We start from the raw sequence: 25904 nt of genomic DNA, 5'->3' as shown, positions 1-25904 counted from the left end.
TTACCCGATTCCCGGAATGAGACGGACGAGAAGGTCGACGAGCCAGATCCCGGCGAACGGGACCAGGATGCCGCCGAGCCCGTAGATCAGCAGGTTCCGCCGCAGCAGCGACGAAGCCGACGACGGCCGGTACCGGACACCCCGCAGCGCCAGCGGGATCAGCGCGACGATGACGAGCGCGTTGAAGATGACCGCGGAGAGGATCGCGGTGTTCGGCGAGTGCAGCCCCATGATGTTGAGGCCGCCGAGCTGCGGATAGATGGCCACGAACATCGCGGGCAGGATCGCGAAGTACTTCGCGAGGTCGTTGGCGACGCTGAACGTCGTCAGCGCGCCGCGGGTGATCAGCAACTGCTTGCCGATCTCCACGATCTCGATCAGCTTCGTCGGGTTGGAGTCGAGGTCCACCATGTTGCCGGCTTCCTTCGCCGCCGACGTCCCGGTGTTCATCGCGACGCCGACGTCCGACTGCGCCAGCGCGGGCGCGTCGTTCGTGCCGTCACCGGTCATCGCGACCAGCCGCCCGCCCTCCTGCTCCTTGCGGATCAGCGCCATCTTGTCTTCGGGCTTGGCCTCGGCGAGGTAGTCGTCGACGCCCGCGTCCTCGGCGATGGCCTTGGCGGTCAGCGGGTTGTCGCCGGTGATCATGATCGTCTTGATGCCCATCGAACGCAGCTCCACGAACCGCTCGCGCATCCCGGGCTTGACGACGTCCGACAGCCGGATCACGCCGCGCACGAAAGCCCTGCCACCGCTGAGTTCCGCGACCACCAGCGGGGTCCCGCCCTGCTGGCTGATCTCGTCGACGACCCGCTCGGTCTCGTCCGGGACGTCGCCGCCGCGTTCCCGCACCCAGGCGCGCACCGAACTGGTGGCACCCTTGCGGACCTGGCGCTCGCCGATGTCGATCCCGCTCATGCGCGTCTGCGCGGTGAACGGGACGAACTCCGCGGTCCGCTCGTCATCGCTCGCTTCGGCGGGCAGGCCGTAGTCGCGCGCGATGAGCTCGATGATGCTGCGGCCTTCCGGCGTGCCGTCGGCGAGGCTGGAAAGCCTTGCCGCGCGGGCGAGTTCCTCCGGCGCGGCCGAACCGACGGGGATCAGCTCGGTCGCCTTGCGGTTGCCGAAGGTGATCGTGCCGGTCTTGTCCAGCAGCAGCGTCGAGACGTCACCGGCGGCTTCCACCGCGCGGCCCGAGGTCGCGAGCACGTTGCGCTGCACGAGCCGGTCCATCCCGGCGATGCCGATGGCCGAGAGCAGCGCGCCGATCGTCGTCGGGATGAGGCAGACGAGCAACGCCGTGAGCACGACGACCGACTGTTCCTTGCCGGAGTAGGCGGCCATCGGCTGCAGCGCGACCACGGCGAGCACGAAGATGATCGTCAGGGTCGCCAGCAGGATCGTCAGCGCGATCTCGTTGGGGGTCTTCTGCCGCGATGCGCCTTCCACCAACGCGATCATGCGGTCCACAAAGGACTCACCGGGCTTCGTGGTGATCTTGACGACCACCCGGTCCGACAGCACCGTGGTACCGCCGGTGACCGCGCTGCGGTCGCCACCGGATTCGCGGATGACCGGAGCCGACTCGCCGGTGATGGCCGACTCGTCGACCGTCGCGATGCCCTCGACGACGTCACCGTCACCGGGGATGATCTGCCCGGCTTCGACGACCACCAGATCGCCGATCCGGAGCTCGACGCCCGGCACGCTTTCTTCGGAGCCGTCCTCGGTGAGCCGCCGGGCGACGGTCTCCTTCTTGCTGCGGCGCAACGACTCCGCCTGCGCCTTGCCCCGCCCTTCGGCGACGGCTTCGGCCAGGTTGGCGAACAACACGGTGAGCCACAGCCACACCGCGATCAGGATGGTGAACACACTCGGGTTGATGATCGCGAACACGGTCACCAGCGCCGAGCCGACCCACACCACGAACATGACCGGGTTGGCCAGCTGGTGGCGGGGGCTGAACTTGCGCAACGCGTCGGGCAGTGACGTCCAGAGCTGCCGCGGGTTGAATACCCCCGCGCCGACCCGGCCGGCGTTTTCGGCGTGGTGCTGTTGTTCTTCCAGTGGGCTTCGTTCTTGGGTGATGGTCACGCGAGTGCCTCCGCGATCGGGCCGAGCGCGAGCGCCGGAATAAAGGTGAGAGCCGCGACGAGGACGACGGTGCCGACGAGCATCGTGCCGAACAGCGGCCCGGTGGTGGGCAGCGTTCCGGCCGTCTCCGGCACCTTCTTCTGCGCGGCGAGGGAACCGGCGAGGCAGAGCACGGCGATGATCGGGATGAACCGGCCGAGCAGCATGGCCACGCCGAGCGTCGACTGGAACCAGTTGCTGGTGGCGGTGAGCCCGCCGAACGCGCTGCCGTTGTTGTTGGAACCCGAGGCGTAGGCGTAGAACACCTCGGACAGGCCGTGCGCCCCGCTGTTGGTGAGCGCCGCCGCCGTGCCCGGAATCATCAGCGCGGCACCGGTACCGAGCAGCACCAGGGTCGGCATGGCCAGCATCGAGATCGCCGCGCTGGTGACCTCCCGCTTGCCGAGCTTCTTGCCGAGGTACTCCGGGGTGCGCCCGACCATCAGCCCGGCGAGGAACATCGCGATGATCGCCATCACGAGGATGCCGTAGATACCGGCACCGACACCGCCCGGCGAAATCTCGCCGAAGAGGATGTTCAGCAGCGTTCCACCGCCGCCGAGCCCGCTATAGCTGTCGTGCGCGGCGTTGACGGCGCCGGTCGAGGTGCCGGTGGTGGTGTCGGAGAAGATCGACGACGCCGAAATCCCGAACCGCTGTTCCTTGCCCTCCATGTTGGCGCCGGCCAGCAGTGCGGCCGGGCCGCCCGCCTTGCCTTCCGAAATCCAGATGACGGCCAGCATGGCGCCCCACAGCGCGCCCATGACCGACAGCAGCACGTAGCCCTGTTTGGCGTTTCCGACGAGCTTGCCGAACGTCCTGGTGAGCGACACCGGGATGACGAGCATCATGAAGATCTCGATCAGGTTCGTCCACGAGTTCGGGTTCTCGAACGGGTGCGCCGAGTTGGCGTTGAGGACGCCACCACCGTTGTTGCCGAGTTCCTTGATCGACTCCTGGCTCGCGACCGGGGCCAATGCGATCGTGCTCTGGCTGCCGTCGGGATTCGTGACCGCCACGCCCGCCTTGAGGCTCTGGATCACGCCGAGGCCCATCAGGACGATCGCGAAGACGAACGCCATCGGCAGCAGGATCCGCACGGTGCCCCGGGTGAGGTCGACCCAGAAGTTGCCGAGCCGATCGGTCCTCGACCGGATGAACCCGCGGATCAGCGCGATCGCGACGGCGATGCCGACGGCCCCGGAGAGGAAGTTCTGTACGGTGAGGCCGGCCATCTGGACGAAATGGCCCATGGTCGTCTCGGGGACATAGGACTGCCAGTTCGTGTTGGACACGAAGCTGACCGCGGTGTTGAACGCGACGGCCGGCGAGACCGCGCCGCGGCCGAGGTTCCACGGCAGAATCGGCTGAAGTCGTTGCAGCAGATAAAGGAAGAGGACCGAAACGAGCGAGAAGGCGAGCACGCCGGTGGCGTACATCGGCCAGCGCTGTTCGGTGTCGGGGTTCACCCGGAAAAGCTTGTAAAGGCCTCGCTCGGCCTTCGTGTGCTTCTCACTGGAGAAGACGCGCGCCATGTAGTCGCCGAGCGGCTTGTAAACCAGGGCGAGCGCGACGAGGAGGATGCCGAGCTGGACGAGCCCGGCGGCGGTATCGGACATTTAGAATTTCTCCGGCCTGATCAACGCGATGAACAAGTAGACGATCAAGCCGAGCGCCAGCACACCACCGACGACGTTGGCCACCACACCGGTCCCGTTCACAGCTTCTCCAAACCGCGCAGCGTCAGCGCGAGGACCACGAATACGCCGATCATCAGAACGGCATAGAGCAAATCGGCCACTGTGCACCTCTCTCGACGGGTCACCCCTTGTGATGACCCCGACCGGCGCAACTGTGCGCCCGTTAACGAGCGTTATCGACGTCGTCATACGGGTCCTTGACGCCCCTAATGGCCCCACTTACGAAATCTTGACGGCCGATGCAATAGGTCACACTGAGCGTTCGATTCCTGACGGAGCGCGCAATTCGGACAGACAGATGTTCAGGGTTGTGTTACACAGGTGTTACGGATAGTTGCAGTCGCTACGCAACTTTCTTCGCGACGCTCGGGAGGCACACATGTGTGGGATCACCGGCTGGGTTTCCTACGAATCCGACCTGACACAATCCGGACTAGGACAGGGAAATCCGACGGTCGATGCGATGACCGCGACCATGGCCTGCCGGGGGCCCGACGGTTCCGGCACCTGGGTCCGGCGCCATGTCGCGCTGGGCCACCGGCGCCTCGCGATCATCGATCTGCCCGGCGGCAAGCAGCCCATGAGCGTCAAAACGCCCAGCGGCGAGGTCGCCATGGTCTACAGCGGCGAGGCCTACAACTTCACCGAGCTGCGCAAGGAACTCGCCGGCCGTGGCCACCGCTTCGAAACCGACAGTGACACCGAGGTCGTCCTGCACGGTTACCTGGAGTGGGGCGACGAGCTCGTCGACCACCTCAACGGCATGTACGCCTTCGCGATCTGGGACGAGCGCGCGGACAAGCTCGTGATGATCCGCGACCGCATGGGCATCAAGCCGTTCTACTACTACCCGACCCGCGACGGTGTGCTCTTCGGCTCGGAACCGAAGGCGATCCTCGCGAACCCGTTGGCACGCAAGGTGGTCGACACCGACGGGCTGCGCGAGCTGATGGCGTTCACCAAGTCGCCGGGCTGGTCGCTGTGGAAGGGCATGCGCGAGGTCGAGCCCGGCACGATCGTCACGGTCGACAAGAACGGCATCCGCGGCCGCACCTACTGGAAGCTCGACGCCGTTGCGCACACCGACGACCGGGAAACGACCGTCGGCCGCGTCCGTGAGCTCATGACCGACATCGTCGACCGGCAGATGATCGCCGACGTCCCGCGCTGTGTGCTGCTCTCCGGCGGGCTGGATTCCAGTGCTGTCACCGGACTCGCGGCCAAGCGGCTGAAGGAACAGGGCGAACAGCTGCGGACGTTCTCGGTCGACTTCGTCGGCCAGGAGGAGAACTTCAAGCCCGACGAGATGCGCGACACCGCGGACTCGCCGTTCATCCGCGATGTGGCGGACCTGGTGGGTTCCGCGCACAAGGACGTCGTGCTCAACCCCGCCGAGCTGACCGACCCCGAGGTCCGCCGCGCGGTGATCACCGCGCGGGACATCCCCGCCGGGCTCGGCGACATGGACGCCTCGCTTTACCTGCTGTTCAAGGCGATCCGCGCCGAATCCACCGTGGCGCTGTCGGGCGAATCGGCCGACGAGGTGTTCGGCGGTTACCGCTGGTTCCACGATGACACCGCGAAGAACACCACGACGTTCCCCTGGCTGGCCTTCCGCAACTCGCTCACCGGGGACCGGACGAGCGTGCTGCGCGACGACGTGAGCGCGAAGCTCGACCTCGCCGCCTACACCGCGGACCAGTACGCCACCGCCGTTTCCCGGGTGGAGCACCTCGACGGGGCCAGTGAAGAAGAACGCCGGATGCGCACCTTCTGCAACCTGCACCTGACCCGGTTCGTCCGGATGCTGCTGGACCGCAAGGACCGCGCGTCGATGGCCGTCGGCCTCGAAGTGCGCGTGCCGTTCTGCGACCACCGGCTCGTCGAATACGTCTACAACACGCCGTGGTCGCTGAAGACGTTCGACGGCAGGGAAAAGAGCCTGCTGCGGCACGCCACCAAGCACGTGCTGCCGGAGTCCGTGGCACAGCGGGTCAAGAGCCCGTATCCGTCCACACAGGACCCCGGCTACGCGGCCGCGTTGCAGCAGCAGGCCAAGGAGGTCCTCGCCGAACAGGACAACCCGGTGTTCACCCTGGTCGACCGCGACTGGCTGCACGCCGCGGTCGAACAGGACGCCGCGACCATGCCCGGCGGCACCCGGCAGGGCCTCGACCGGGTGCTGGACCTCTACCATTGGTTCGACATCTACTCGCCCGAGATCCAGCTCGCCTGACCGTTCCGCCGCTCCGTCGCCGCGACCCCTAGGCGCGGCGACGGAGCCCGGTCCGCACGGCGACGGCGCCGAGCAGCAGTGTTCCGGAGAACAGGAGCCCCGCCTCGGTCCACTGGAATCGCCAGAACCGGTCGTACGGCTGGAACTCGACGAAGTTCCGGTACCCGGCGGCGTCGAAGCATTTCCCCTGGTCCGGTCCGGACGGACACTCCGCGGGCGGCCGGAGCAGGTCGTACTCCCTGCCGTCGGGCGCGATCAAGAGCGTCTTCGTGATCTGCGCGGTTTGCAGGACCGGCAGGTTTCCCGTCAGTTCAACGCGTTCCGGTGCCACGTAGTACGGCCGGAGGAGAACCAGCCCGACCAGCACCGCCACCGACACGGCGATCGTGACGCCGATGGCCGGAAGTGTCTTACGCACCACCGCCCCGGCCGCGGCACCCAGCACGAACGCGAACAGCCACCACGCCACCGAAACGACCCCCACCAGGCTGAACAACGCCATGTCGTCGAGCGGTCGTGACTTCCCAGGGAAAGTCCGTAGCCACGCTTCGATCATCAGGCCGAACACCAGCCCGCCCAACGCCACCGCCAGGCCGACGCCGCCGAGCTTCACCGCCAGCCACCGTCCCCGCGAAACCGACTGGGTCCACATGAGTTTGTGCGTGCCCCGCTCGAACTCCTTCGCCAGCAAGGGCGCGCCCCAGAAAACCCCCACGAGCGCGGGCACGAGGATCAGCGAACTCACGAAGGTGTACATACTGCCGAACCGGTCGGACGCCGCGTGGTCGTCCGCTCCGAGAGCGTTGACCAGCAGCACCACGCCGAGGACGACGAGCAGCGCGCCGGTCACCAGTGCCTGGGTGCGGTACTGGCGCCAAGTAAGCCACAGCAAGGAAAATCCCCCCATTCAGACGCGTCGGTGGAGCGCGCCGAACACGGCGACCCCTCCGAGCAGTAGCGCGACGGCGAACAGGAGAGCCGCCTCGGTCCATTGGAACTGCCAGTAGTGCGAGCCGGGAATGATCTGGATGACCGCGGCCGGCTCGGTGCTGCCAACGGAGATCGCGTCCGAAAGAGTCGATCGCATCTCCGCTTCGCTGACCGAGCCCGGATCGAAATCCTGGGGCGTACCATAGCTTCCCCGGAGTTGGAAGACACCGAACAGTGCCAGCGCGAACACGGCGATGGCGACGGCGATCGCCGGCAGTGTCCGCCGGGTTATCGCACCGGCGGCGGCCCCGAGCATGAATCCGAAGAGCCACCAGGCAGCCGGGGCGATACCCGAGATGGCGAAGAGCCCGCCGTTACCGAAAGGCGAGGCCAGATCGCTGTCCCCGAACGCGTTGAGCCACGCCTTGACCATGAGCCCGAAAGCGAGTCCGGCGAGTGCGACAACCAAGCCCAGCCCGCCCAGTTTCACCGCGAGCCACTGCCACCGGGTCACCGACTGGGTCCACATGACTTTGTGTGTCCCACGTTCGAATTCCCGCGCCAGCACGGGTGCGCCCCAGAAAGCGCCGAACAGCACGGGAAGCACCGGCAACCAGCTCACGATTTCGTAGACCGGGACGAACCGTTCGTTCAGCGCGGCACCGGTCAGGCCGTCCGCCGACAGACCGTGCACGAGCAGCGCAACGCCGAGGACGACCAAGAAAACGAGCGTGGTCAGGACCTGCGTGCGATGCTGCCGCCAAGTAAGCCAATACACGGGTTTCTCCTTAGTGGTTGTGACCGCTCAACTGACGGCCAGCGCCGGGCGCGGCAAGGCGGCGGCGTCGGGCTTGCGCAGATACGCGAGGACGAGCTCTTCCAGGCTCACCGGCCGGTCAGTCCACTGTGGACTTAAGGGGATCGGCCCGGTGCGGGCGAACAAGGTCGCCTGGCGCTCGGACCGGTTTTCCTCGACTACCGAAACCCTTGCCGCGAGCGCGTCCGCGCCTTCGACGGGTCCGGAAAGGACACGGTGTTCGGCGAGCAGTTCGTCGAGATCACCGCTGACCTGCACGCGGCCGCCGTTGAGCACGATGAGCCAGTCACAGGTGTTTTCCAGGTCGGACACCACATGCGACGACAACAGGACGGTCATGCCGGTGTCCGCCACCGCTTCCATGAGCCCGCGCATGACGTCGTGCCGGGCGAGCGGGTCGAGGTTGGCCATCGGTTCGTCGAGCACCAGGAGGTCCGGCCGCTTCGCGAGGGCCACGGTCAGCGCGACCTGCGCCTGCTGGCCGCCGGACAGTTTGCCTGCCTTGCGCTTGAGCGGGATGTCGAGCGAGGCGAGACGGCGCAGCGCGAAGTCGTTGTCCCACTTGGGGTTCATCCGCCGTCCGAAGGTCAGCATCTCTTCGACGGTGAAGGACTCGTACAGCGGTTTGTCCTGTGCCATGAACGCGATACGTGCCAGCGCTTCACCGCTGCCCGCGGCTTGCCCGAGGACGCTGACCGTGCCCTGATCGGGACTGAGCAGGCCGACCGCCAGATGCAGGAGCGTCGTCTTACCGGCGCCATTGGGACCGACCAGCGCGATCACCCGGCCACTCGGGACCGACAGCGAGCAGTCTCGCAGTGCCCACGAACGCCGATAGCGCTTACCCAGTCCGGTCGCTTCGAGAATGGGGAGGTCAGTCACGCGGTTTCCTCTCGAAACGTGTCCATCAGTACCGAGGCGAACAACGCCTCCAGGTCCTCCTGGTCCAGACCCGCCTCCCGGCCGTCGCGGATCCAGCCGCTGAGGCTCTTGCGGAGTCGCGTGTGGTCGACGAAGGAAGCGCCGCCCAGCGAGCGCTGCACGAACGTGCCCAGCCCGGGCTTCCCCGCCACCAGGCCCTCACGCTCGAGTTCGCGGTACGCCTTCAGCACCGTGTTGGGATTGATGGCCAGTTTGCCGACGACTTCTTTGGCCGTCGGCAGCCGTTCGCCGGGTTCGAGCAACCCGAGCCGCAGCGCGTGCTTGACCTGATGCACGAGCTGCAGGTATGTCGAAACCCCCGACCCCCGGTCGAGGTGGAAATCGATCACCGGAAACACCCTTTCACTAATCAACTAGTGAAAGGGTGTTGGATGATCGGGTCCGTTGTCAAGCCTTGAGTTCGAGAGCCGCCTCGACGTCGTCGCCGTCGGTGGTCAAGCCGGCGCCGATACCACCGAGCGGTTTCCGGGCCGCGGAGTTGCCCGCGGTCGTCGAGGCGATGAACCGGGCGGCACCGGTTTTCCTTGCCATGGCAAGGAGTTCGGCGGCGACAAGCCGACCGGCGCCACGGCCGCGCCACGACCGTCCTATCCAGACACCGGCTTCGACGTCGTCGCCGGTCGATTCAAGCCGGGCCGCCCCGATCACCTGGTCATCGACCTCGATGACATACGTCGTCTCGACGGGGTGGTCCGTGCCGATGGAGCGGCCGCGATGGAATTCGAGGAACGCCTGCCTGCGCCGGTCGTTCCACCCGTCAGGCCCGTCGACGGGCGGCATGACCTCCAGCGGATCGGCGTCGGCGACGGCCGCTTCCAGCAGGCGCGCCAACTGAGCTTCGTCGAGCTCGATCAAGCGAACAGAGATCATCCACTGAGCTTGACCGGCGCTTCAGACGTCGTCAAACGAGTTTGACCGGCCCTTCCACCTTCGAAGGGCCGGCCAAGAAGACGCTGCACTCAGGACTTCGCGAGAAGCTCCTCGAGCCGGTCGAAGCTCTCGCGCGCGCCCACCTCCATGCCCGACTGGACCATGCCGTCGCGGTCTGCGACGGACTGGAAGACCGACGAGTCGATCAGCTTCGTCCGGCCGTCGCCGAGGTCTTCGAAAACCACGGTCTCCAGCAGGACGTGTCCCGCCATGCCCTCGAATTCGAAGGTGTGCACGAGCCGCTCCGGCGACCTGACCTCGTGGTAGACCCCCTTGAACGCGAACTCGTTGCCGTCGGCGTCGAAGTTGAGGACCCGCCACACACCACCGGGCTTGACGTCCATGTTCTCCACGACCGTCTTGCCGTCGCGGGGGCCCCACCAGTTCTGCATCTGCTCCGGATCGGTGTACACCTTGAACACCAGGTCACGCGGGGCGTCGAGGATCCGCGTGCACACGACCTCTTGCGTGCCTTCTTCAGCGGTGACAACGAGTTTGTTGGCGCTCATGATTCTTCCTCTTTCTGTTCGCGTTGGATCTTCTGAAGGTGTTCCTCGAACCGGTCGAGCCGGTTCTCCACGAGCTGCCGGTAGTCCTCGAGCCAGTCGGCCGACGACTCCAGCGGTGCCACGCGGATCCGGCAAGGCCGCCTCTGCGCGTCACGGCCCCGGGTGATCAGTCCGGCACGTTCGAGCACTTTGAGATGTTTCGAGATCGCCTGCACGCTGACCGGGAACGGCTCGGCCAGCTCGTTGACCGTCGCCTCCCCCGCGGCGAGCCGGGTCAGGATGGCCCGCCGGATCGGGTCCGCCAACGCGGCGAACGTGCTGCTCAGCTGATCTTCCGACATCTTCAACCTTCTGGTTTAGCAACTGATGGGTTGAATACTCGCGCGCACTTCGCCCGCTGTCAACCCCGAAAAGCCGCCATCTGTCGACAGATGGCGGCCTCTTTCGCCATCTGTCGACAGATGGCGAAACGGACGGCTAGCGGCGGACGTCGGCCAGGGCGATCGGGCGACGCTCGCGGCGCGAGATCTCGCACGCCTCGGCGATGTAGAACGCCTCCAGCGCGTCGGCGACCCCGCACGGAACCTCGGTCTTGCCGGCGACGACCTGCACGAACGTCTCCAGCTCACTCACATAGGCGGGCCGGAACCGTTCCATGAACCCCGGGTACGCGGGCCCGGCCAACGGCGGCACGCCGGGTTCGACCGACCGCAGCGGTGCCCGGTCGTCCAGTCCGACGACGATGTCGTCCTTTGATCCCAGCACTTCCAGCCGCACGTCGTACCCGGCCGCGTTGTAGCGGGTGAGCGAGACGAGCGCGAAGGTGCCGTCGTCGAGGGTCAGCGTCGCCGCGGCGGTGTCGACGTCACCCGCGTCGGCGAAGAACTGCTCGCCGCGGTTCGCGCCGAGTGCGTAGACGTCGACGATCTCGCGGCCGCTGACCCAGCGGACGATGTCGAAATCGTGCACCCCGCAGTCCCGGAACAGCCCGCCGGAGTGCGCGACGTACTCGGCCGGCGGCGGTGCCGGGTCCAGCGTGGTGGCCCGCAAAGTGTGGATCCAGCCGAGCTCACCGGAGGCGACAGCGGCCCGCGCGGCGACGTAGCCCGCGTCGAACCGGCGCTGGAAACCGATCTGCACCGGCACTTCCGAGTTCTTGATGTGGTCGATCACCGCGAGCGTCCCGGCGACATCGGCGGCGACGGGCTTCTCGCAGAAGACCGGGATCCCGGCGTCGACGGCCTTGATGATCAGGCCGGGATGCGCGTCGGTCGCCGCGGTGATGATCACGCCGTCGAGCCCGGACGAGAACAGCGCGTCGATGCTCTCGGCGAACTCCACGCCGAGTTTCGTGGCGGTGTCATTGGCCCGCCGGGTGTCCACATCGGCGACGACGACCGAATCGACGGCGTCGATGTTCTTCAGGATCTCCGCGTGCGAGGTGCCGATCCGGCCGGTACCGGCGAGTCCAAGCCTCATTGTTGTTCTCCTCCTGAGTGGTTCAGCCATGCGTGGGAAAGCCGAGGTCGACGCCGTGCGCCTGACGCGGCCAGCGGGCGGTGATCGCCTTCGCCCTGGTGTAGAAGTGCACGCCCTCGGCGCCGTGGACATGCGTGTCGCCGAAGAGCGAGTCCTTCCAGCCACCGAAGGAGTAGTAGGCCATCGGAACCGGGATGGGCACGTTGATGCCGACCATCCCGACGGTCACGCGCCGCTGGTACTCCCGCGCGGCCAGGCCGTCGGCGGTGAAGATCGCGGTGCCGTTGCCGTACGGGTTGGTGTTGACCAGTTTCAGCGCGTCCTCGAAGGTGTCCACGCGGACGACGACGAGCACCGGGCCGAAGATTTCGTCCGTGTAGACCGACATCTCGGGCGTGACGTGGTCGAACAGCGTCGGCGCGACCCAGAAACCGTCGCCGTGCCCCTCAGGCGCGTATCCCCGGCCGTCGACGACCAGCGTCGCACCGGCCGAAACTCCGGCGTCCACATGGGACGTCACGCGGTCGCGTGCGGCGGCGGTGACCACCGGGCCCATCTGGGACGCCTCATCGGTGCCCGGCCCGGTCGTCAGCTCGCGGGTGCGCTCGGCGATGGCGGGCACCAGCTCGTCGGCGACATCGCCGACGGCGACGACCACGGAGATCGCCATGCACCGCTCGCCCGCGCTGCCGTAACCAGCGGAAACAGCCGCGTCCGCCGCGCCGGCGAGGTCGGCGTCGGGCAGGACGACCATGTGGTTCTTCGCGCCGCCCAGTGCCTGGACACGCTTACCCGCGGCGGTTCCGCGGGCGTAGACATGCTTGGCGATCGGCGTCGAACCGACGAAGGACGCGGCGGCCACGTCGGGGTGATCGAGCAGCGCGTTGACGGCGAAAGCGTCGCCCTGCACCACGTTGAGCACGCCCGGCGGGAGTCCGGCTTCCGAGAACAGCTCAGCCAGCCGGACCGACGCCGAGGGGTCGCGGTCGGAAGGCTTGAGGATGAACGTGTTCCCGCACGCGATCGCCAGCGGGAACATCCACATCGGCACCATGACCGGGAAGTTGAACGGCGTGATCCCGGCGACCACGCCGAGCGGCTGCCGGAACGAGTAGGCGTCGACCCCACGCGACACCTGCTCGGAGTGCTCACCCTTGAGCAGATGCGGGATACCACAGGCGAATTCGACGACCTCGAGCCCGCGCTGCACCTCGCCGGCGGCGTCGGAAAGCACCTTGCCGTGCTCCGCGGTGATGAGCGCGGCGAGCTCGTCACGATGGGAGTCCACCAGCTGCCGGAAGGAGAAGAGGATCCTTGCCCTGGTGGACAACGAGCTGTCCGCCCAGTCCGCCGAGGCCTTCACCGCGGATGCGACAGCGGTGTCCACATCGGACTGATCGGCCAGCGCCACCTGACGGGCGACCGCGCCGGTGGCGGGCTGGAAGATGTCGCCGCGACGGCTCGACACCCCGGGCGTGTGGGCACCGTCGATCCAGTGCTGCACGAGTTCGGGCATTGTTCTCCTTAGTGGTTGCGATCGTGACCACTCATACAGCGATCGTCGTCGACCGCACGACCAACGACGGATGCAGCAGGTGGCGGACCGGTTCGGTGCGTTCGCCGCGCACGCGTTCCAGCAGCGCCTCGATGGCCAGCCGTCCCATCTCGGTACGCGGCTGGTCCACCGTGGTGAGCGAAAGGTGCCGCAGCGCGGCCAAGGACGTGTTGTCGTAGCCGACGACCGAGACGTCCTCGGGCACTCGCAGTCCGGCTTCTTCCAACGCGGAGATCGCGCCGACCGCGTTGAAGTCGTTACCGGCCAGCAAAGCCGTCGGCAAACCGGCCCTGTCGTACGAACCCAGCAGCTCGTGGACGGCCTTCTCCCCGGCATGGTCGGTGTGCTCACTGCGCACGACCAGCGGCTCCAGCCCGTGCCCGCGCATCGCCTGCTGGTAGCCCTTGCGCCGGGCCGCCGACGTCGCCGCGCCACCGCCGTCGAGATGCGCGATCCGGCGGTGTCCCAGCTCCACCAAATGGTCTACGGCAAGAGCCGCACCGGCCTCACCGTCGTCGTTCACCGTGTCCACAGTGGACGCCCGCGAAGTCCTTGAGACCAGCACGATCGGGCACTGCCGAGCCGCGTCCTCGATCGCGGACGCGGGCACCACGGGCGACAGCAGCACGACTCCCGCGGGCCGGAACGACAAGAGACTGCGCAACGCGGCGCGCTCCCGGCTGGGGCTCCGCCCACCGGTGTTGAGGATGAGATCGAACCCGGCGGCCTGCGCGGCCGCGTCCAACCCCTCGACGACTTCGGCGAAGAAAGCGTTACGCAGGTCGGAAACCATCACACCGAGAACCGTCGAGGTACGACTGGCCAGCGCTCGCGCCATCACATGCGGCTCGTAGCCCAGTTCCCGTGCCGCTTCCAGCACCGCCGTCCGCCGCTGGTCGCTGACCTTCGGCGAATTACGCATGACCAGCGAGACCAGCGCACGCGAAACCCCCGCCTTCGCGGCCACGTCCTCCATGGTCGGTCGCACCACTGCCGTCTCCCCTGTGCGTCTGCCCCGTGACTGATTTCGACCCTTGACTTTGCTGTGACGGACGTTACAAGATTAGAGCGCTCTAATCAATAGAGCGCTCCAACGGCCCCCGAACACGGAGAAGCCACTGATGACAGCGTCGTCCCCTTCAGCCGGAGTCCGCCTCGCCGCCGCGCCCATCTCCTGGGGGGTGTGCGAAGTTCCCGGCTGGGGCCGCGAACTCGACGCGCCGACCGTGCTCGGCGAGATGGCGGAGCTGGGCCTGAGCGCCACCGAGCTCGGGCCGCCCGGATACCTCCCGCGTGACCCTGCCGAGTTGCGCGCCCTGCTCTCCGGCCACGGGCTCAGCCTGGTCGGCGGGTTCCTCGCCATCGAGCTGCACCGCGATCGTGACCTGGCGCTCGCCGCCGCCGAAGACTCCGCCGCGCTGTTCGCCGCGTGTGGCGCCGACGTCCTCGTGCTCGCCGCCGCGACCGGCCTCGACGGTTACGACGAACATCCCAGTCTGAGCGACGCCGAGTGGCAGGAGCTGTTCGAGACCGCGGGCCTGATCCGCGACATCGCCGCGAAGCATGGCCTGCGCGCGGTGCTTCATCCGCACGTCGGCACGCATGTCGAGGCCGAAGCCGAGGTCGAGCGCTTCCTCGCCGGGTCCGACCTCCCGCTCTGCCTCGACACCGGCCACCTGCTGATCGGCGGCACCGACCCGGTCGAGCTCGCGAAGCGCCACCCGGATCGCATTGGTCACCTTCACCTCAAAGATGTGCGCAGTGAGCTTGCCGAAGCGGTCCACGCTGGCAAGCTGCCCTACGCGGAGGCTGTCGGCAAAGGGCTGTACGTCCCGCTCGGTGAGGGAGACGTCGACATCGAAGCTCTGGTGAAGTTCGTACACGAAGCTGGCTACAACGGGTGGTACGTCCTCGAACAGGACACGGCGCTCGGCGCGGACAGTCCGTCGGACCTCCCCAAGAAGGACGCCGCCCGGAGCCTCGCCCACCTCGACGCCATCATCGCCGGCCTGACCGCCCGCTAACTTCTGGTACGACTACCACCCGCCCGTGAACGAGGAGAAGACGATGACGTCTTACCGATCCGCCAAGACTCAACTCAAGAAGCGCCGGGCCTGGCTGGGCGCCACGGTCGCGGCCGGCGCGCTGCTGCTGTCGGCGTGCACCGGCCCGGCCGCCGACAACGCCCCCGACGCCGCGCCCGCGGGCAACCAGCCGGCCGCGTCGGGTGATCTGACCGTTGCCGTCGTGACCCACGGCAGCGCCGGTGACGCGTTCTGGAACGTCGTCAAGAACGGCGCCGAGGCCGCCGGCAAGCAGATGGGCGTCAAGGTCGAGTACAACTCGGACGGCGACCCCGGCAACCAGGCCAAGCTGATCGACAACGCCGTCGCGCAGAAGGTCGGCGGCCTGGTCATCTCGATGGCCAATCCCGAGGCGCTCAAGCCGTCCATCGAAAAGGCCGTCGCCGCCGGGATCCCGGTCATCACCATCAACTCCGGCGACTCACAGAGCGCCGCGTTCGGCGCGCTGACCCACGTCGGCCAGAGCGAGAGCATCGCGGGCGAGAACGCGGGGCGCAAGTTCAAGGAGCTCGGCAAGACCAAGCTTCTCTGTGTCATCCACGAGGCCGGCAACATCGGCCAGACGCAGCGCTGCGACGGCGCCAAGACCGGTTTCGGCGCCAACGTCCAGACGCTGCAAGTCGACATCAGCAATCCGACCGACACCGAGTCGCGGATCAAGGGCGCCGTGCAGAGCGACCCGTCGATCGACGCCGTCCTCGCGCTGAACTCGCAGGTCGCGGCCCGCGCGGTCAGCGGTATCAAGGCCGCCAGCTCCAAGGCACAGGTCGGCACCTTCGACCTCAACTCCGACGTCGTCTCCGCGATCAAGTCCGGTGAGGTGCTGTTCGCCGTCGACCAGCAGCAGTACGAGCAGGGCTACCTGCCGGTCGTGTTCCTCAAGCTGTACCGCGACAACGCCAACGTGATCGGGGCCGGCAAGCCAGTCCTCACCGGCCCGGACTTCGTCGACAAGACCAATGTGGACAAGATCGGCGAATACGTCGGACGGGGTACCCGATGACGGTGGCAGCACCCCCCGCGCTCGACGAGCGCATTGCCACACCCGGAATCCTCACCAGGCTGGTCGTCCGGCCCGAGATCGGTGCCCTGATCGGCGCGATCGTGGTCTTCGTGTTCTTCTCGGTGACCACGGACCAGTTCCTCAGCGCCAGCGGCGCCGCGACCTGGCTCGACGACGCGTCGACGCTCGGGATCATGGCCGTCGCGGTCGCCCTGCTGATGATCGGCGGGGAGTTCGACCTCTCCGCCGGCGTGATGACGGCGTCGACAGCACTGGTCACGGCGATCTTCGCGACGAAACTCGGCTGGAACGTCTGGCTGGCGCTGCTGGTCTCGCTGGTGTTCGCGCTGGCCGTCGGCGGGTTCAACGGCTGGCTGGTGATGAAGACCGGGTTGCCGAGCTTCATCGTCACCCTCGGCACGTTCCTCGCGTTGCAGGGCCTCAACCTCGGCGTGACGAAGCTCGTCACCGGCACCGTGCAGGTGTCGGGAATGCGCAGCACCGACGGCTACAGCTCGGCGGGCTCGCTCTTCGCGTCCACAGTGGACATCGGCGGCACCGCGTTCCAGGTCTCCATCCTGTGGTGGATCGCGGCCGCCGCGGTGGGTGCGTTCGTCCTGCTCCGCACCCGCTTCGGCAACTGGATCTTCGCCGTCGGCGGCTCGGCCGTCAGCTCCCGCGCGGTCGGTGTCCCGGTGATGAAGACCAAGATCCTGCTGTTCATGACCACGGCGTTCGCGGGCTGGCTGGTCGGCTCGATCAACATCCTGCGGTTCGCCAGTGTGCAGGCGAACCAGGGCATCGGGCTGGAGTTCCAGTACATCATCGCCGCGGTCATCGGCGGTTGCCTGCTGACCGGCGGCTTCGGCTCCGCGGTCGGCGCGGCGATCGGCGCGCTGATCTTCGGCATGGCCCGGCAGGGCATCGTGTTCGCCCGCTGGGACAGCGACTGGTTCATGCTGTTCCTCGGCGTGATGCTGCTCGCCGCCGTGCTGGTGAACAACGCCTTCCGCCGCAAGGCAGAAAGGGTGCGACGATGACGTTGGAAGAAGAAACACAAAAAACAGGTAGCCCGCTTATCGAGGTAAACGGCGTAGGCAAAACCTATGGCAGTGTCATCGCGCTGCGCGATGTGTCCACTGTGGTCAATGCCGGTGAGGTCACCTGCGTGCTCGGTGACAACGGCGCGGGGAAGTCCACTTTGATCAAGATCTTGGCGGGCGTGCATCAGCACGACACCGGGGAGTTCAAAGTGGAAGGTGAGCCGGTCAAGTTCACCTCGCCACGCGAGGCACTGGACCGCGGAATCGCTACGGTGTACCAGGATCTCGCCGTCGTACCGCTGATGAGCGTCTGGCGGAACTTCTTCCTGGGGTCCGAACCACGCAAGCGGTTCGGACCGATCCAGGTGCTGGACCGCAAAACCGGCCGGGAGACGACCAAGAAGGCGTTGTCCGACATGGGCATCGACCTCCGGGACGTCGAACAGCCGGTCGGCACGCTCTCCGGTGGCGAGCGGCAGTGCGTGGCGATCGCGCGGGCGGTCCACTTCGGCGCCAAAGTGCTGATCCTGGACGAGCCGACGGCCGCGCTCGGCGTCAAGCAGGCCGGTGTCGTGCTCAAGTACGTCGCCCAGGCGGCGGCCCGCGGGCTCGGCGTCGTGCTGATCACGCACAACCCGCACCACGCGTACCCGGTGGCGACGCGGTTCCTGCTGCTCAAGCGCGGGGTAGCGCTCGGGAGCTACGAGAAGTCGGAGATCGACATCAACGAACTCACCCGGCAGATGGCCGGTGGCGTGGAACTCGAGGCGCTGGAGCACGAACTGCGAGCCGTGGAGACACCTTCATGACGTTGGACGCGCTCACCATCGGCCGGGTCGGGGTCGATCTCTACCCGGAGCAGAGCGGGGTTCCGCTCGCGAAGGTCAGCACGTTCGCCAAGTCGCTCGGTGGCACCGCGACCAACGTCGCGGTCGCCGCCGCGCGGCTCGGGCGGCGGACCTCCGTGCTCACCAAGGTCGGCCCGGACGGTTTCGGTGACTACGTCCGCGACGCGCTGCGAGAATTCGGCGTCTCGGCGGAACATGTGGGTACCGCGCAGAATCTGCAAACCCCGGTGGTGTTCTGCGCGCTCGACCCGCCCGCGGACCCGCCGCTGCTGTTCTACCGCTCCCCCATCGCGCCGGACCTGACGCTGACCGAGGCCGATGTGCCTTGGGACGTGGTCGAATCGGTGCCGCTGCTGTGGGTCACCGGCACGGGTGTGTCCACGGATCCCGCGCGAGGCACCCAGCGCAAGATCCTGGAACGCCGTGCCGGGCGCGAACACACCGTGCTGGACCTGGACTATCGCCCGATGTTCTGGCCGGACGTGGAGTCCGCGCGCGCCGAGATCGGCTGGATGCTCGACCACGTCACGGTCGCCGTCGGCAACCGGACCGAAGCCGAAGTCGCCGTCGGCACGGCCGACCCGGACGAAGCCGCCCGCCGCATGCTGGCCCGCGGAGTCAAGCTCGCTGTCATCAAAAAGGGTGCCGAGGGCGTGCTGGTCGCGACGTCCGAGGGATCGTGGACCGTTCCGCCGCAACGCATCGAGGTCGTCTGCGGCCTCGGCGCGGGTGACGGTTTCGGCGGCGCGCTCATCCACGGCCTGCTCTCCGGCTGGGATCCCGTGCGCATCGCGCATTACGCCAACGCCGCCGGCGCGCTGGTGGCTTCGCGGCTGGCCTGTGCCGACGCGATGCCCACCGCCGGTGAAATCGAGGAGTTACTTTGACTTTGCTGACCGACGAGCGCTGGCGCGAACTGCTGCGAGTCCGGGCGAGCGATCCGGGCGCGGTCAAGCGGGCCTACGACGAACGGCTGCGGCGCAAGCGTTTGCTGTCCGAGAAGGGCACGCTGTTCCTGGTTGCCGCGGACCACCCGGCCCGTGGCGCGCTGGGCGTCGGGGCGGACCCGATGGCCATGGCGGACCGGCGGTCGTTGCTGGAACGACTGCTCGTCGCGTTGCAGAACCCGGCTGTCGACGGACTTCTCGGCACTCCGGACGTCGTCGAAGAGCTGTTGTTGCTGGGCGCGTTGGACGACAAGGTCGTGATCGGTTCGATGAACCGCGGCGGGCTCGCCGGGGCGGACTGGGAGATCGACGACCGGTTCACCGGCTACGATGCCCAGTCCATTGTGGACTTCGGGCTGGACGGCGGGAAGATGCTGCTCCGGCTGGTCGACTCGGATCCCGGCACGATCCCGACGCTCGAATCCTGCGCGCGAGCCGTCTCGGAGCTGGCCGCGCACAAGGTCATCGCGATGGTCGAACCGCTGCCGTACCGCCGCGACGAAACGGGAAAACTCATCCTGCAGAAGGACGCCGTTTCACTGGCCCGAGCCGTCACCGTGGCCTCCGGCCTGGGAGTCACCTCGGCGTACACCTGGCTCAAACTGCCCGCGCCGGAGGACAACGCGGTGCTGGACGCCTCGACGTTGCCGATGGTCGTCCTGGGCGGTGTCCCGTCGAACGATCCGGCCGCGGACCTCGCGTCCTGGGGCCGGACCCTGCGGCATGACGCCGTCCGTGGGCTGGTCGTCGGCCGGACCCTGTTGTATCCGCCGGACGGCGACGTCGGGACGGCCGTGGAAGCGGCGGCGAAGGTACTGGAGGCGGCGAAATGAGCAAGCTGCACCGCCCCGCGGGGACGCTGTCCGACGGCGAAGACCCGGTACGCCTGAGCCCGGATTCGGCGGGCTGGAACTACACCGGCCTGCGCGTACTCACCCTCGCAGCGGGCTCCTCGCGCGTGATCCACACCGGCCAGTTCGAGGCTTTCGTGCTGCCGCTGGCCGGTTCGTGCACGGTTCGCGTCGACGGGCTCGTCTTCGAACTGACCGGCCGCGACGCCGTGTTCACCCGCGTCACCGACTTCGCCTATGTACCACGTGACGCCGAGGTCGAACTGTCCACTGTGGAGGGCATCGAAGTCGCGCTGCCGATGGCCCGCTGCACGCGTCGGCTGGAACCCCGTTACGGGCCCGCCGAAAACGTGCCGGTCGAAGTCCGCGGCGCCGGTCAGGCGACCCGGCAGGTGACGAACTTCGGCACGCCGGGCGCGTGGGACCACGCGGACAAGCTCAACGCGTGCGAGCTGATCACCCCGGGCGGCAACTGGTCTTCGTATCCGCCGCACAAGCACGACGAGGTGAGCGAATGCGAGGTCGTCAACGAAGAGGTCTACTACTTCAGGATCGCCGGACGCGACGGCGTGACGCCGTCACGCGAAGGATTCGGTCTACATCGGACATACACGGCAGACGGTGACTTGGACGAGGACGTCGCGGTGCGGGACGGCGATGTTTTCCTTATCCCGCGCGGATATCACGGCCCCTGCGTCGCGGCCCCCGGCTATCCGATGTACTACCTGAACGTCCTCGCCGGGCCGGCCGAGGAACGCTCGATGGCGTTCTGCGACGACCCCGCACACGGCTGGATCCGTGAAACCTGGAAAGACCTGCCGACCGACGAGCGTTGCCCGGTCACGAACGCGGAGGGACGAGTATGAAGCTGACAACGGCACAGGCCTTGGTGCGCTGGCTCCTCGCCCAGCGCTCGGAAACCCTCGACGGCCGGGAAGTTCCTTTGTTCCCCGGGGTTTTCGCCATCTTCGGCCACGGCAACGTGCTCGGCATGGGCACCGCGCTGGAAGAGCACCGCGACGAGTTCCCGGTTTGGCGCGGTCACACCGAACAAGGCATGGCACTCGCCGCCGTCGGCTACGCGAAGGCCACGCACCGGCGTCAGGTCGGCGTGGTCACGTCGTCGATCGGCCCGGGCGCGCTGAACATGGTCACCGCGGCCGGGGTCGCGCACGCCAACCGCCTGCCGGTGCTGCTCCTGCCCGGCGACACCTTCACCAGCCGCGCACCGGACCCGGTGCTGCAACAGGTCGAGCACTTCAACGACCCCACCGCGACCGTGAACGACGCCTTCCGCGCGGTGAGCCGCTACTTCGACCGCATCACCCGGCCGGAGCAACTGATCGCCACCCTGCCGCAGGTCGCGCGCATCCTCACCGACCCCGCCGAATGCGGCCCGGTGACACTCGCCCTGCCGCAAGACGTCCAGGTCGAGACCTACGACTTCCCCGAAGCGCTCTTCGAACCGGTGACCCACCGCCTGCTGCGCTCCCGCCCCGACCGCCGAGCGCTGACGGAGGCCGCTGCGGCCCTGCGCGCCTCACGACGTCCGCTGCTGGTCCTCGGCGGCGGTGTCCGCTACTCCGGCGCGGGCAAGACGGCCATCGAGTTCGCCGAACGCCACGGCATCCCCATCACCGAAACCACGGCGGGCCGCACCCTGGTCCCCCATGACCACGCCCTGCACGCGGGCCCTCTCGGCGTCACCGGCTCGACGTCGGCCAACGTGCTCGCAACCGACGCGGACGTCGTCCTGGCCGTCGGCACGCGGCTCCAGGACTTCACCACCGCGTCCTGGACGGTCTTCTCACCGGATGTCCGCCTGGTCACCCTGAACGCCGCCAGGTTCGACGCCGTCAAACACGGTGCCCTCGCCGTAGTGGGCGACGCCGACGCCGGACTCACCGATCTGGCCGCCCAGCTGGAAAGCTGGCGCGTCGACGCCGGCTGGACATCCCGCGCCGCCACCGAACGGGCGCGCTGGGACGCGCACATCGACTCCCTCCGCACGGCCACCGAGGTGCCGACGTACGCGCAGGTCGTCGGCGTGGTCAACGACCTGTCCGAACCCCGTGACTACGTGATGACGGCGTCCGGCGGCATGCCCGGTGAGCTGATCGGCGGCTGGCGCGGGACCGGACCAGGCACGATGGACGTCGAATACGGCTTCTCCTGCATGGGCTACGAACTCGCGGGCGCGTGGGGCGCGGCGATGGCGCACACCGAGGGCCTGGTCACGACGATGCTCGGCGACGGCTCGTACCTGATGCTGAACTCCGAGCTGTTCTCGGCGGCGTTCGCCGGGCACCCGTTCGTCGCAGTGGTCTGCGACAACCGCGGCTACGCCGTCATCGCGCGGCTTCAACAGGGCCAGGGCGGCAAACCGTTCAACAACTTCTACGCCGACTGCCGCACCGAACACGCCCAACCGCCCCGCGTCGACTTCGCCGCACACGCGGAATCACTGGGCTGTCTGGCCTTCACCGCGACGAGCCTCGACGACGTCCGCGGTGCCTACGCCAAAGCCCGCGAAGCCGCCCTGGCCGAGCGTCGACCGGCGGTGGTGGTCGTCAGCACCCAACCGGACGCGTGGACCGAAGCGGGCGCCTGGTGGGAGGTCGGCGTCGCCGAGCACGCCTCAGGGCGCGCCGAGTACGACCGCGTGAAGCCGACACAGGTGCGCTACTTGAAGGCCTAGAGCTGGTGCCATTTACCGCGGAGCGCCTTCGCGAAATGCGGATTGTCCTGCTCGGCGACCTCCAGCATGGTCGCCAAGCGGGACACCTCCAAAGAGTGATCCCCGGCACCCCGCGCCGCCCGCAACGCCTCCGCTTTGGCGTCGGACCGCGAGAACTCACGTTTGACCAGGTCATACAGCTCGTTGGGCGCGCCCGTGGCGAGGGCGGCCGCGATCGAGACCAGTGTCGATTCGGGCATTCGCGACTCCTCTCCCAGGTTGCCAGGTTGGTCGCTCGGCGTGGATCATGTGTTGCCGGTCGGACCTGGACTTTATCGGAATGTGACCGCGAGGGTCGGTACAGTAAGTTGCCGGGTGGTTCAGCTGGGTAGCCGCGCGAGGGGAAAACGGTGTTTTCGTTAGAGCTGTCGGCCGTCGACGTGGTGGTGGAGCGGCTGGACCTGCCGCGACACTGGCAGCCGTTCGACGTCCCTCATATCGGTGCCACCATCGACGAACGCAAGCGTCACGTCGACCGAGTCTGGGAGAAACTCCGGTCCACGGGCCTCGCCGGCCCCGACCGCCTGGACGCCGAAACCGAACAAGCCATGCACGCCTGGACCCGCCCGGACCTGTTGGTCGTGGTGCGCGCGGACCAGGTCGTCGGCCAACGCCTAGTCCTCTACCGCGCCGCGGCCGCGAACGGCGTCGGCGTCCTCTCGGAGCTCATCGGCGACCAAATCGAGTTCGCTGTCATGAAAGCGGACAGGCTCGTCGGCGAAGTCGTCGCCCAACTCCCGCCACTGGCCCCGGTGCCCCTTCGCGACGTCTCCATCACCACCGGCACCCCCGCCGCGCGTGACGACCCCGACAGCCCCCTGGCGTTCCGCGAACAACCCACCGACATGCGCGCCATGCGCGCCTTCGCCTCCTGGCCGGTCGAACGCTTCGGCAGCTTCGAACTCTCCATCCGCGACCGCGGCGGCCGCCTCGCCCCCGCCGGCATCGCCCAGTTCGTCGACACCGAAGGCGGGCGCTATGTGGTCTTCACCGCCCCCCTGCCCAACGGCCAAAAGCGCGTGACCTTCGTCCCTTCGGACGGCTCGCACATCCGCCGCTGGCTGCACGAGCAGATCGCCATCGCCCAGGAGGACCGTTCATGACGGAACCCCAGACACGGACGGCAAGTCTTACTATGGTGACGATGCGACCACACACGGTGGAGGGGTGAGAGATGGGTTTCGACGAGAAGTCGCTGGCAGAACAACAAGGCACACCACCGGCCGCCGGTGATGCCACCGCCAAGTTCCTGGGTGGCGTCTTCGAGACAGACGTTACGGATACGAGCCAGGTCATGGCGTTCAACAAGGGAGCCCACGATCTCAAAGCGCTCGCCAGTGACGGCGGCTTCGCCATCAACGAAGCAGGCATGACCGAGTACATCAAGCTTTGCGACATGTTCTTGGATGGGTACTCATCGAGACAACGTGAGCTCATGAGACTGACCGAGCGGGCAAAACTGGGTTCCAGTCCGTACGCGTACAAAGTTGCCGACCACAACATCACAGTAGCCAATGGCGACAGGCACTCGCTGATCCCAAACCTCGATCTCATGAAAGACGGCTACGAGCGACTCAAAGAAGCCTTTGAAATCGCTCGGAAGAACTACCGCGAGACAGAAGCAGAGCACGACAAAGTCTTCAAGAAGATCCTTCCAGGATGAAGTGGACAGCTCTACCCCAACTCTGAAATACGCTTTCTCAAAAGATCAACTCTGAATGAAGGCAATGAACTCGTTTCTTGGTCAACGACGCATGCTGACGCTCCTCGCAATCCTCACTCTGTTCGCAGGAGCCGGATGCACCAACGAGCGCGGCGGTGTGGCAATGCCCAGCGATTCAGCTTCCTCAAGCGCAACTTCGACAACGCCGGGCAGCGCGCCTGCCGACGTCTTCGGCTCACTCAAGGCATGCAATGTCCTGGACAAAGCACTCGAGGGCCAAGGGTTTCCGGCTGCAGTCATCGACAGGGCGGGCGGAGACAACGGTTGCGATACGTTAAAATCTGGTTTTGGCACCATGTCGCTCGACCTTCACCCCAATCTAGGAATAGACGATCTCAACGCCGCTAAGAGCAAGCAGTTCCCCGGCGAAGTAAATGACCGTCGATCCATACAGGTCCGCGACGGCATTGGTTCACGCGGAAACTGCGATATCGCACTGGAGGTAACGAAAACTTCACGAGCGATCGTTGGCGTCACTCTCACTACGGGTACCACAGAGGAAGCTTGCGCGTTCGTCTACAGCATCGCCAAGAAGGTTGAGCCACAGCTACCTAAGGGGAACTGAGAGCTATGGTCGACGATCACCGGGATTATGAGGCCAAGGTCTATAGCCAGGTCGAGCAAGGCGCGAAGGCCGCGGGTGCCGACGACGGCTGGCTCCCACAGTCTCAGCAACTAGCTGAGGAGCAGGCCGGTGCGTACTCCGTAGCAGAAGAGCAAAGGCTCAAACAGGGGCAAGAGCTGCGCAGCGACGCGCCCGATCCAGACGCCGAATACCTCGCCCATACCCACCAAGCCCTTTTCAACATGGTGAACGTCGACCTGGATGCGAGCAGCATCGACGCGCGCGGTGAGGTTATCAACTCCATGGGAGAATGGCTCAAAAGTGTGCGTGCGCAGGCCGAAACAGCGGCTGCCGCAGAGAGTGCCAGCTGGCAAGGCCCAGCAGCTGAGCAGGCACATGGTTTCGTGAACAGCACTGCGTCTTGGGCCGACAGTGCGGGTCAGGCGTCGTGGCTGGCGGCAAACCGCTACTCACAGCAGGCCGCTGCGGCTGGTCACGCCAAGAACGCGATGCCGCCGCCAACCAACTTCGACCAAGCCGCGGAGATGGACAAGGCTCGGCAGCAGCTGCAAAGTGGCACCCCCGCCGGTCTCGTCGGCGGGCTGTTGGCACAGCAGGAGATCGCGCAGAAGCAAGCGCAAGCGCAACAGGCACACGAAGAGGCCGCGCGGGTCATGCACGGGCTGGACACGACCTACCACGCGACGGCCACCACTCAGCCGTCCTTCGCACCGCCTCCTGAACTGGGCGGAAGCCAGGGGAGCGATGAGCGGACCAAGGTCTCCGGGTTCACCCCACCACCGTCAGGACCGGGCGGAACAGGGTCTTTCCCTGGCGGTGGATCAGTAGGCGGACCCGGTGGAGGTCCGGCG

26 protein-coding genes and 1 pseudogene are annotated in these 25904 nt (G+C 67.0%); 13 read left to right on the top strand and 14 right to left on the bottom strand.

The annotated features are described in order from the left end of the window. Genes kdpB through kdpF form a run of 3 tightly spaced genes read right to left on the bottom strand, consistent with a single transcriptional unit; the run spans position 1 to position 3854 of the window. On the bottom strand, positions 1 to 2094 hold the full coding sequence (kdpB, locus tag VGP60_RS12490) for a potassium-transporting ATPase subunit KdpB (protein ID WP_327548118.1): 2094 nt from the start codon (positions 2092 to 2094) through the stop codon (positions 1 to 3). Next, positions 2091 to 3752, bottom strand: a complete 1662-nt coding sequence (gene kdpA, locus VGP60_RS12485) for a potassium-transporting ATPase subunit KdpA (protein ID WP_327548117.1) — start codon at positions 3750 to 3752, stop codon at positions 2091 to 2093. Before kdpA ends, kdpB begins: the two co-directional genes overlap by 4 nt. Further along, a complete protein-coding gene (kdpF, locus tag VGP60_RS12480; RefSeq protein WP_327548116.1) occupies positions 3753 to 3854 on the bottom strand; it encodes a K(+)-transporting ATPase subunit F in 102 nt (33 codons plus the stop codon). A gap of 358 nt (positions 3855 to 4212) precedes the next feature. On the opposite strand from kdpF, the gene asnB reads away from it, so the two are divergent. Beyond that, a complete protein-coding gene (gene asnB, locus VGP60_RS12475; protein ID WP_327548115.1) occupies positions 4213 to 6069 on the top strand; it encodes an asparagine synthase (glutamine-hydrolyzing) in 1857 nt (618 codons plus the stop codon). A 28-nt stretch (positions 6070 to 6097) separates the two neighbouring features. Here asnB and VGP60_RS12470 read toward each other — a convergent pair whose 3' ends face one another. From VGP60_RS12470 to VGP60_RS12425, 10 genes are all read right to left on the bottom strand, one after another. Then, entirely contained in the window at positions 6098 to 6961 is an 864-nt protein-coding gene (locus tag VGP60_RS12470; protein WP_327548114.1) for an ABC transporter permease, read from the bottom strand. A 15-nt stretch (positions 6962 to 6976) separates the two neighbouring features. Further along, entirely contained in the window at positions 6977 to 7777 is an 801-nt protein-coding gene (locus tag VGP60_RS12465; RefSeq protein ID WP_327548113.1) for an ABC transporter permease subunit, read from the bottom strand. 27 nt (positions 7778 to 7804) lie between these two features. Continuing rightward, positions 7805 to 8698, bottom strand: coding sequence for an ABC transporter ATP-binding protein (locus VGP60_RS12460; protein WP_327548112.1), 894 nt, complete (start codon positions 8696 to 8698; stop codon positions 7805 to 7807). Then, entirely contained in the window at positions 8695 to 9087 is a 393-nt protein-coding gene (locus VGP60_RS12455) for a GntR family transcriptional regulator (RefSeq protein ID WP_327548111.1), read from the bottom strand. The genes VGP60_RS12460 and VGP60_RS12455 overlap by 4 nt, the downstream gene beginning before the upstream one ends. A gap of 58 nt (positions 9088 to 9145) precedes the next feature. Beyond that, positions 9146 to 9628 (bottom strand): GNAT family N-acetyltransferase, encoded by a 483-nt coding sequence (locus VGP60_RS12450; RefSeq protein ID WP_327548110.1) that lies wholly within the window; start codon positions 9626 to 9628, stop codon positions 9146 to 9148. An 89-nt stretch (positions 9629 to 9717) separates the two neighbouring features. Then, positions 9718 to 10197 (bottom strand): SRPBCC family protein, encoded by a 480-nt coding sequence (locus VGP60_RS12445; protein ID WP_327548109.1) that lies wholly within the window; start codon positions 10195 to 10197, stop codon positions 9718 to 9720. Then, complete coding sequence (locus tag VGP60_RS12440; protein WP_327548108.1) at positions 10194 to 10538, bottom strand: metalloregulator ArsR/SmtB family transcription factor; 345 nt, start codon at positions 10536 to 10538, stop codon at positions 10194 to 10196. Before VGP60_RS12440 ends, VGP60_RS12445 begins: the two co-directional genes overlap by 4 nt. Positions 10539 to 10674: 136 nt before the next feature. Continuing rightward, the gene (locus tag VGP60_RS12435; protein ID WP_327548107.1) at positions 10675 to 11676 is read right to left on the bottom strand and encodes a Gfo/Idh/MocA family protein; all 1002 of its coding nucleotides are present in this window, start codon (positions 11674 to 11676) and stop codon (positions 10675 to 10677) included. Positions 11677 to 11698: 22 nt separating this feature from the next. After that, positions 11699 to 13192, bottom strand: coding sequence for a CoA-acylating methylmalonate-semialdehyde dehydrogenase (locus tag VGP60_RS12430; RefSeq protein ID WP_327548106.1), 1494 nt, complete (start codon positions 13190 to 13192; stop codon positions 11699 to 11701). A 31-nt stretch (positions 13193 to 13223) separates the two neighbouring features. Next, on the bottom strand, positions 13224 to 14222 hold the full coding sequence (locus VGP60_RS12425) for a LacI family DNA-binding transcriptional regulator (RefSeq protein WP_327548105.1): 999 nt from the start codon (positions 14220 to 14222) through the stop codon (positions 13224 to 13226). Positions 14223 to 14352: 130 nt separating this feature from the next. Here VGP60_RS12425 and VGP60_RS12420 point away from each other — a divergent pair, with 130 nt between their 5' ends. Genes VGP60_RS12420 through iolD form a run of 8 tightly spaced genes read left to right on the top strand, consistent with a single transcriptional unit; the run spans position 14353 to position 22705 of the window. Then, positions 14353 to 15255, top strand: coding sequence for a sugar phosphate isomerase/epimerase (locus VGP60_RS12420; RefSeq protein WP_327548104.1), 903 nt, complete (start codon positions 14353 to 14355; stop codon positions 15253 to 15255). A gap of 43 nt (positions 15256 to 15298) precedes the next feature. Then, complete coding sequence (locus VGP60_RS12415; protein WP_327548103.1) at positions 15299 to 16318, top strand: sugar ABC transporter substrate-binding protein; 1020 nt, start codon at positions 15299 to 15301, stop codon at positions 16316 to 16318. Continuing rightward, positions 16315 to 17358 (top strand): ABC transporter permease, encoded by a 1044-nt coding sequence (locus tag VGP60_RS12410; RefSeq protein WP_327548102.1) that lies wholly within the window; start codon positions 16315 to 16317, stop codon positions 17356 to 17358. The genes VGP60_RS12415 and VGP60_RS12410 overlap by 4 nt, the downstream gene beginning before the upstream one ends. Then, positions 17355 to 18170: an ATP-binding cassette domain-containing protein gene (locus tag VGP60_RS12405; protein ID WP_327548101.1), complete on the top strand. Its 816-nt coding sequence runs from the start codon at positions 17355 to 17357 to the stop codon at positions 18168 to 18170. Before VGP60_RS12410 ends, VGP60_RS12405 begins: the two co-directional genes overlap by 4 nt. Continuing rightward, positions 18167 to 19096, top strand: a complete 930-nt coding sequence (gene iolC / locus VGP60_RS12400; RefSeq protein ID WP_327548100.1) for a 5-dehydro-2-deoxygluconokinase — start codon at positions 18167 to 18169, stop codon at positions 19094 to 19096. The genes VGP60_RS12405 and iolC overlap by 4 nt, the downstream gene beginning before the upstream one ends. 2 nt (positions 19097 to 19098) lie before the next feature. Then, entirely contained in the window at positions 19099 to 19989 is an 891-nt protein-coding gene (locus tag VGP60_RS12395) for a Cgl0159 family (beta/alpha)8-fold protein (protein WP_327548152.1), read from the top strand. Continuing rightward, positions 19986 to 20873: a 5-deoxy-glucuronate isomerase gene (gene iolB, locus VGP60_RS12390; RefSeq protein WP_327548099.1), complete on the top strand. Its 888-nt coding sequence runs from the start codon at positions 19986 to 19988 to the stop codon at positions 20871 to 20873. Before VGP60_RS12395 ends, iolB begins: the two co-directional genes overlap by 4 nt. Then, positions 20870 to 22705 carry a 3D-(3,5/4)-trihydroxycyclohexane-1,2-dione acylhydrolase (decyclizing) gene (gene iolD, locus VGP60_RS12385; protein ID WP_327548098.1) on the top strand — a complete coding sequence of 612 codons (1836 nt, stop codon included), beginning with the start codon at positions 20870 to 20872 and terminating at the stop codon, positions 22703 to 22705. The genes iolB and iolD overlap by 4 nt, the downstream gene beginning before the upstream one ends. On the opposite strand, the gene VGP60_RS12380 is transcribed toward iolD, so the two are convergent. Continuing rightward, positions 22702 to 22944: a hypothetical protein gene (locus VGP60_RS12380; protein WP_327548097.1), complete on the bottom strand. Its 243-nt coding sequence runs from the start codon at positions 22942 to 22944 to the stop codon at positions 22702 to 22704. The two genes, iolD and VGP60_RS12380, sit on opposite strands and share 4 nt — an antisense overlap. Before the next feature lie 150 nt (positions 22945 to 23094). Between VGP60_RS12380 and VGP60_RS12375 the strand changes: the two genes are divergently transcribed. The 4 genes and pseudogenes from VGP60_RS12375 to VGP60_RS12360 all read left to right on the top strand — a co-directional run. Then, positions 23095 to 23847, top strand: a complete 753-nt coding sequence (locus VGP60_RS12375; protein ID WP_327548096.1) for an ESX secretion-associated protein EspG — start codon at positions 23095 to 23097, stop codon at positions 23845 to 23847. 71 nt (positions 23848 to 23918) lie between these two features. Beyond that, positions 23919 to 24407, top strand: coding sequence for a hypothetical protein (locus tag VGP60_RS12370; RefSeq protein WP_327548095.1), 489 nt, complete (start codon positions 23919 to 23921; stop codon positions 24405 to 24407). Positions 24408 to 24462: 55 nt separating this feature from the next. After that, positions 24463 to 25032: a DUF3558 domain-containing protein gene (locus tag VGP60_RS12365; RefSeq protein WP_327548094.1), complete on the top strand. Its 570-nt coding sequence runs from the start codon at positions 24463 to 24465 to the stop codon at positions 25030 to 25032. 5 nt (positions 25033 to 25037) lie between these two features. Next, positions 25038 to 25904, top strand: a pseudogene (locus VGP60_RS12360) (hypothetical protein); the annotation flags it as partial.

This window comes from Amycolatopsis sp. (genome assembly GCF_036008905.1).
In the GTDB taxonomy this organism is placed as follows: domain Bacteria; phylum Actinomycetota; class Actinomycetes; order Mycobacteriales; family Pseudonocardiaceae; genus Amycolatopsis.
This window is presented reverse-complemented; position numbering and strand designations above follow the sequence as displayed.